Genomic DNA, 6,701 nt, shown 5'->3' with positions numbered 1-6,701 from the left:
GTGCCGTCGGCGGCCTCCTCGGTGCGGCGGCGGTACGGCGACACGATGCTCGGGCTGGCCCGGCTCGCCGCGGCCGAGCTGCGCCAGGACGGCTCGGACGTCCGGGCGGGTCAACTGCTGCGGAGAGCGGCGGGAACGCCCGACCAGGGCGGGCTCAGGGGCGTCCAGCGCCGTTCCAACCTGGCCGGTGCGCTCCGGGTGCGGGGCGGCTCCGACGGTCGTCCGGTGATCATCGTGGACGACATCCTGACGACCGGGGCGAGCGTGGCCGCCGCCTGGGAGGCGCTGGACCGCGCCGGGATCGCGGTCGAGGGCGCGGCGGTGCTCGCGACGGCGCCCGTCCCACGGACTGGACATGGACAAACCACTACATTCGGCTATTGATTCCGTCCCGTGCGAGCAAACTCACCTGAAGGCCACAACCGTCTGACCTGCCGCGGAAACCCCGGTGGACACGGGCCCGACGTCGCCTTTCGCCTCGCTGAGCGTCACCCACGGTGAGTTTTGCCGCCGATCGGCCTCATGACATTCGCGTCGGGAGGGGCTAGCGTTCTGACATGGCACCCACCCGGGTCCGTGGTTGCGCCGGATCGTCGCCCCTCTCCGGAGGTGCACGACCCGTGCAAGCCGATGCCAGTCGCAGGCGAAACGGTCCACGTAAGCCGACTTTTTGTCGAGTGATCACGGTGCGGCTTAGAAGTAAGCCCTGCCCCGCCGCCGGATCAGATATCCGGCGTCACGGGAGAAGAGCAGTAGTGGCATGGGCTGCGAGACTCTCAGCAGGCGATTGTGGGGTCGAAGACCAGGTCGGACGGGTGGGTGCCCCTCCATCGACGGAAACATCTGGAACCTTGCTTTCCGGACTGTCCGTTATCTCTGTAGAGAAGGGGGGTCCCGAGAGTGGACATCATCGTAACGGGCCGCCACACCGAGGTGAACGAGCGTTTCAAGCAGCACCTCACCACCAAGCTGGCCAAGATCGAGAGGCTCGACTCGAAGATCCAACGAGTGGACGTGGAGGTGACCGAGGAGCGTAACCCCCGCCGGGCGGAGCACAAGGAGCGGATCGAACTGACCCTCCACTCCAAAGGTCCCGTCGTCCGGGCGGAGGCCGCGGCCGAGGACCGCTACGGCGCCCTCGACCTGGCGCTCGACAAGCTCGACGCACGGCTCCGCAAGTCCGCGGACCGGCGCAAGTGGCACGGTGGCCGCAAGGCCCGCGACGCCGGCACCCTCGCCGGGCTGCCCGACGTCCCCGTCGAGTCGGTCGGTGGCGCGGAACGCGTGGCCGTCGGCTACGTCGCGGAGAAGGCGGCCGAGGAAGCCGACGGCAACCTCGTCGCGATCGAGATGGACGGCGACGGCCCCGTCGTCGTCAGGGAGAAGGGGCACACCGCCGCGCCCATGACGGTGGATCAGGCCCTCTACGAGATGGAACTTGTCGGCCACGACTTCTTCCTGTTCAGTGACAAGGAGAGCGGTAAGCCGAGCGTCGTCTACCGGCGGCGGGGATGGGACTACGGCGTCATCCGGCTGAGCGAGGAGTGAACCGGCCGGTGACCGGCACAGGACGCAGCCCGGAGTGATCTGACGTATGCGTCCCGTCACCGTCCTCGCCGTGCCATGATCTAGGCATCCCGGCTCAGCACAAGGGGAGGCAGGAGTGAGCGCATCGGCGCCCAGCCCACGCGAGCCACGTGAGGCCCGCACCGAACCGATCCGGGTCCTGATCGTGGACGATCACGCCCTGTTCCGCAGGGGCCTGCTGATGGTCCTGCGCGAGGAACCGGACATCCAGGTGGTCGGCGAGGGCGGTGACGGCCAGGAAGCCGTCGTCAAGGCGGCTGAACTGCTGCCGGACGTCGTCCTGATGGACGTGCGGATGCCGCGTCGCAGCGGTATCGAGGCGTGCGCCGCCATCAAGGAGGCCGTCCCCAGCACCAAGATCGTGATGTTGACGATCTCGGACGAGGAAGAGGATCTGTTCGAGGCCCTGAAGGCCGGGGCCTCGGGCTACCTCCTCAAGGAGATAGCGATCGACGAGGTCCCGCAGTCGGTGCGGGCCGTCCACGGCGGGCAGTCGCTGATCAGCCCGTCCATGGCGTCGAAGCTGATCAGCGAGTTCACCGCGCTGGCCAAGAAGTCGGAGGAGCGGCAGCAGCAGGTGCCCGCCCCCCGGCTGACCGACCGGGAGATGGAGGTGCTGCGGCTGGTCGCCCGGGGCCTCGGCAACCGGGAGATCGCCAAGGAACTGTTCATCTCCGAGAACACCGTGAAGAACCACATCCGGAACATCCTGGAGAAGCTTCAGCTCCACTCCCGGATGGAGGCCGTGGTCTACGCGGTGCGCGAGAAACTGCTCGAGATCACCTAGATCGCTAGCCGTTGACGGGGGCCAGGTCGGGGACGCCGGGTGCGTCCCCCCTGTCCCCCGCCGCGACGGCCTTGCGGCCGAAGTACCAGACGTAGGCGAGGAACGTGATCTCGGCGACGACGCCGATGCCGATCCGCAGCCAGGTGGTGTGCACCCAGCCCGTCACGAAGCCTTCGATCGCGCCCGAGACCAGCAGCACGCCGATCAGGCCGAGGGCGACGCTCATCGCGGCGCGGCCCTCTTCGGCGAGCGCCTGGCCGCGGGGGCGGCGGCCGGGGTCGACGACCGTCCAGCCGAGTTTGAGGCCGACCCCGCAAGCCACGTAGACGGCCGTCAGTTCGAGCAGGCCGTGCGGCAGGATCAGCCCGAAGAAGATGTCGAGTTTGCCGTGTGCGGCGAACAGCCCGCCGGCGATGGCCAGACCGAGCTGGTTGGTGAACAGCACGAAGATCACCGGGATGCCGAGCAGGATCCCGAAGGTGATCGCCATCGCCGACACCCAGGCGTTGTTCACCCACACCTGGAACGCGAACGCCCCCGCGTCGTGGTCGGTGTAGTAGTTGACGAAGTCCTTGTCCAGATACTGCTGGATCTCGTACGGGCTGCCGATCGCGGCCTGCACCTCGGGGTTGTTGGCGATCCACACCGCGACGACCAGCGCGAAGACGTTGCCGAGCACCGCGCAGCCCAGCCACCACCAGCGCAGCCGGTAGACCGTGCCGGGGAACGACACCGTGACCGTCCGGAAGAGGTCGCGCCAGAGCGGGGCGTTGGCGCCGCCGACCGCGGCCCTGCCCCGCGACACCAGTGACGACAGCCGGCCCACCACGGCGGGGTCGGGCGAGGCCGATCGCACGACCGACAGATGGGTCGCGGCCCGCTGGTAGAGCTCGACCAGCTCGTCGACCTCCGCGCCGGTCAGCTTGCCCGGCCGGTTGATGAGCTGTTCCAGCCGCATCCACTCGGCATTGTGCACGGCCACGTAGGCGTCGACATCCACAGGGGAAATCTACAGGGATACTTCCGATTCGTTCCTGCCGTCATACTGGGCGCATGACGGTTCCCGGCGATCTGGTCACAGGCGAGGCGGTCGCGCTCGACATCCGGCCCGCGCGGCTGGCCAGCCGCGCGACGGGGCTGGCGATCGACCTGTTCATCATGGGCTCGCTGGCCACGGTGCTGATCTGGATGGCGACGATGGTGGCGCTGTTCGCCGACGAGGCCGTCGCGGTCGGTCTGACGATCGTGGTGACGGCCGGGGTCTTCGTCGGCTATCCGGCGACCATGGAGACCGTGACCAGGGGACGGACCGTCGGCAAGATGGCGATGGGCACGCGCGTGGTGTCGGTGGACGGTGGGCCCGTCCGGTTCCGGCAGGCGCTGATGCGGGCGCTCGCCGGATTCGTGGAGTTCCTGACCTTCTCCGGCGCGCCCGCGCTGATCTGCTCGCTGTTCAACCGGCAGGGTCGCAGGCTCGGCGACCTGTTCGCCGGCACCCTGGTGATCCAGGACCGGGATCCGGCCGCGACCGTCTACGGGCCCGTCGCGCAGATGCCGATGTACCTGGTGCCGTGGGCGCAGTCGCTGGAACTGTCGCGGATCGACGACGACCTCGCGCTGAGCGGCCGCCAGTATCTGCTGCGGTTCTGGGAGCTGCTGCCCGAGGTCAGGGACGAGCTGGGCGCGCAGCTCATGGGGCGGCTCGGGCCGCTGCTGTCGCCGCCGCCCCCGCCGGGCACCCGTCCCGAGATCGTGATCTCGGCGGTGCTGGCCGAGCGGCGTCGCCGGGAGACCGACCGGCTGTTCGCGCGCCGCCGCAAGCGGGAGGACCTGCTCCGCAGGAACGGCCAGCATGTGCCGCTCGACCCGCCGCCCCCACCGGTGATCATCCGCGGGATGCACGGGAACGCGTTCCAGGCCGGGATACTCCCCCCGCCGCCGCCACCCCTGCCGTACGGGTACGGGGTGCCGCAGCAGCAGGGGCCGCCGGTGCCGCAGCCTGGCGCTTCTTGGCCAAGCGGCCGTTAGGTCTTTACAGAGGGGGCCGGAGCGCCCAATAATCCGAGGAAATTTCATCTTCTTCGGAGGTCGAGGCATGGGCTCGATGCGGCGCATCGCGGTGACGGCGGCTCTGGCCGGGGCACTGGCCGCCCCCGCCCAGGCTGCCCACGCCTACGACGGCCAGACCTGGATCACCGACGACCAGGGGCGCGCCCTCATCCTGCACGGGCTGAACACGGCCAGCTCCGCCAAGGACACCTCCGGGCTGCCATGGATCGAACGGTCCGACGTGGTGCTGGAGCGACGGCTGATGGGGACCAACTCCGTCCGGTACCTGCTCCAGTGGAAGAACATCGAGCCGTCGCCCGGGGTCTACGACGAGCAGTACCTCGACGACGTCGCGGAACGGCTCCGCTGGTACCGGGAGCAGGGGATGCACGTCGTCCTCGACATGCACCAGGACATCTACTCGCCCAGCGCCTGCAAGGGCGCGGGCAACGGCGCGCCCGCCTGGGCGACCTTCACCGACGGGCTGCCGTGCACACCGCAGAGCCCGTGGGTGCTGACCTACGTCCAGCCGGCCGTGCTCCGGGCCTACGACCACTTCTGGGGCACCACCGGGAAGCACCCCGAACTGGCGCGGCGGTACGCCGAGATGTGGCGGCACGTCGCCGACCGGTTCAAGGACGAACCCGCCGTCCTCGGCTACGACCTGATGAACGAGCCGTTCGGCGGGACCCGGCAGTTCGGGTTCTTCGAAGGGCCCGTCCTCACACCGTTCTACCAGCGGATCATCGACCGGATCAGGACCGTCGACACCAAGAACTGGATCTTCGTGGAGCCGCAGTCGCTGGGCGTCAACCAGGGGGCCGAGAGCTCGCTGGGCGCGCTGGACGGCGACCGGATCGTGCTCGCGCCGCACTTCTACCCCGGGCTCGTCGACCTCGGCGGGACCTACAGCGGGGTGACGAAGATGCTGGTGCAGGCCGAGTTCGTGCTCTGGAAGAAGAACATGACCGATCTGGCCCGCAAGCTGAAGCGGCCGCTGTGGATCGGGGAGATCGGCGCGATGGACATGAAGGTGCCGGGCGGCGCCGACTACACGTCCGACTGGCTGAAGATGACCGAGGAGCTGGCGATCGGCTACGCCTACTGGTCGAACGACGCCGGGCCCGACCGGACGGGCGTCGACACCTCGATCAACCCGATCCTCGACGGGAAGCTGACCCAGGTCGGACGGATCATGGCGCGGCCGTACGCGCGGGCCGTCGCGGGCGTCCCGACCTCGATCAAGGTGTCGGGCGCGGCGCTGACGGTGTCGTGGACGGCCAACGGCGCGCAGGGGCCGACCGAGATCTGGTTCCCCGGCACGGGCACGCCGAAGGTCACGACGTCCGACCGGTACACCTGGGACGAAGCGACCCGGACGCTGCTGGTGTGGCCTTCCGGCGGGGAGCGGCACACCGTCACGGTCGGCTAGACCGGCCAGGTGTCGGTGCGGAAGACGCGGGTGAGGGCCGGGCGGCGCAGGAGCGGGCCGAGCACGACGGCGGCACGGGCGGTGGCGACGGTGCCGGGGCAGCCGTGCAGGAAGACGCGGAGCGTGTGGGTTCCGCCCGCGGCGTCGGTGAAGATCAGCAGGCCCTGCGGGATGGACGGGCAGCGGCTCACCGGGCCGGGACGCGCCCTGCGGAGGGCCGCGGCGAGCTGCCGGGCGGGGCCGCCGGTGTAGCGGCGCGAGCGTTTGATCAGGGTCTCGTCGCCACCGCTGGCGTTGGTGTAGGAGCAGAGGGACACGGCCGTGACCTGGGCGGGGAGGGACTGGGTCGGGGCCGGGGCGCGGAGGCGGCTGGCGGGGCAGCCCGCGACGTCGGTGTCGACGAAGCGGAGGGTGCGCAGGATCCGCCGGCCGAGGTCGGCGTCGCGGGCGCTGACGCTCAGCCCGATCCGTTTGCCCGGGACCTGGACCCAGCCGCCCCAGTGGCCGTTACGGAGGACGAACTCGCCGGTGGTGGCGGGCTGGTCCTGGACGGTCGCGGGCACGCCCTCGTCGGTGCCGCGGTCCACGGTGACGGAGCCCGTCGCGTTGAGGGCGGCGGCATCGCCGATGGCGAGCGAGCCGTCGTCCTCGCCGAACTGGCCGCTGTACAGGAACACGTGGTTCTTCGCCCAGGCGGGCGGGACGGCGATCTCGGCTCCGCCCGTCCCCGACCAGACCCAGTCGGCGGGGACGGGCTCGGCGGCGAACGTCACGTGGGGCGCCCTGGCCATCGCCTACACCGACGTCTTCCGCGGCATCCCGACCATCCTGCTGGTCTACCTGATC

General features: G+C 69.9%; 7 protein-coding genes. 5 read left to right on the top strand and 2 right to left on the bottom strand.

Translation table 11 applies throughout. The features are described from left to right. From ACYVE7_RS26430 to ACYVE7_RS26420, 3 genes are all read left to right on the top strand, one after another. Nucleotides 1–384: ComF family protein (locus tag ACYVE7_RS26430; RefSeq protein ID WP_460368223.1), on the top strand; the 384-nt coding region annotated here is incomplete at its 5' end. A 516-nt stretch (nt 385–900) separates the two neighbouring features. Beyond that, nucleotides 901–1,548 carry a ribosome hibernation-promoting factor, HPF/YfiA family gene (gene hpf, locus ACYVE7_RS26425; protein ID WP_460368221.1) on the top strand — a complete coding sequence of 216 codons (648 nt, stop codon included), beginning with the start codon at nt 901–903 and terminating at the stop codon, nt 1,546–1,548. A 115-nt stretch (nt 1,549–1,663) separates the two neighbouring features. Further along, nucleotides 1,664–2,374 carry a response regulator gene (locus ACYVE7_RS26420; RefSeq protein WP_460368219.1) on the top strand — a complete coding sequence of 237 codons (711 nt, stop codon included), beginning with the start codon at nt 1,664–1,666 and terminating at the stop codon, nt 2,372–2,374. A gap of 4 nt (nt 2,375–2,378) precedes the next feature. On the opposite strand, the gene ACYVE7_RS26415 is transcribed toward ACYVE7_RS26420, so the two are convergent. Then, nucleotides 2,379–3,374 carry a stage II sporulation protein M gene (locus ACYVE7_RS26415; protein WP_460368218.1) on the bottom strand — a complete coding sequence of 332 codons (996 nt, stop codon included), beginning with the start codon at nt 3,372–3,374 and terminating at the stop codon, nt 2,379–2,381. Between the two features lie 53 nt (nt 3,375–3,427). Here ACYVE7_RS26415 and ACYVE7_RS26410 point away from each other — a divergent pair, with 53 nt between their 5' ends. Beyond that, a complete protein-coding gene (locus tag ACYVE7_RS26410; protein WP_460368216.1) occupies nt 3,428–4,402 on the top strand; it encodes an RDD family protein in 975 nt (324 codons plus the stop codon). A gap of 67 nt (nt 4,403–4,469) precedes the next feature. After that, nucleotides 4,470–5,855, top strand: coding sequence for a cellulase family glycosylhydrolase (locus tag ACYVE7_RS26405; RefSeq protein WP_460368214.1), 1,386 nt, complete (start codon nt 4,470–4,472; stop codon nt 5,853–5,855). On the opposite strand, the gene ACYVE7_RS26400 is transcribed toward ACYVE7_RS26405, so the two are convergent. Beyond that, nucleotides 5,852–6,646: a hypothetical protein gene (locus ACYVE7_RS26400; protein WP_460368212.1), complete on the bottom strand. Its 795-nt coding sequence runs from the start codon at nt 6,644–6,646 to the stop codon at nt 5,852–5,854. The genes ACYVE7_RS26405 and ACYVE7_RS26400 overlap by 4 nt on opposite strands. Between the last annotated feature and the right edge of the window lie 55 nt (nt 6,647–6,701).

The organism is Actinocorallia lasiicapitis, from assembly GCF_054778695.1.
Note: the sequence above shows the minus strand (reverse complement) of the source record. Positions and strands in the feature narration are given on the sequence as shown.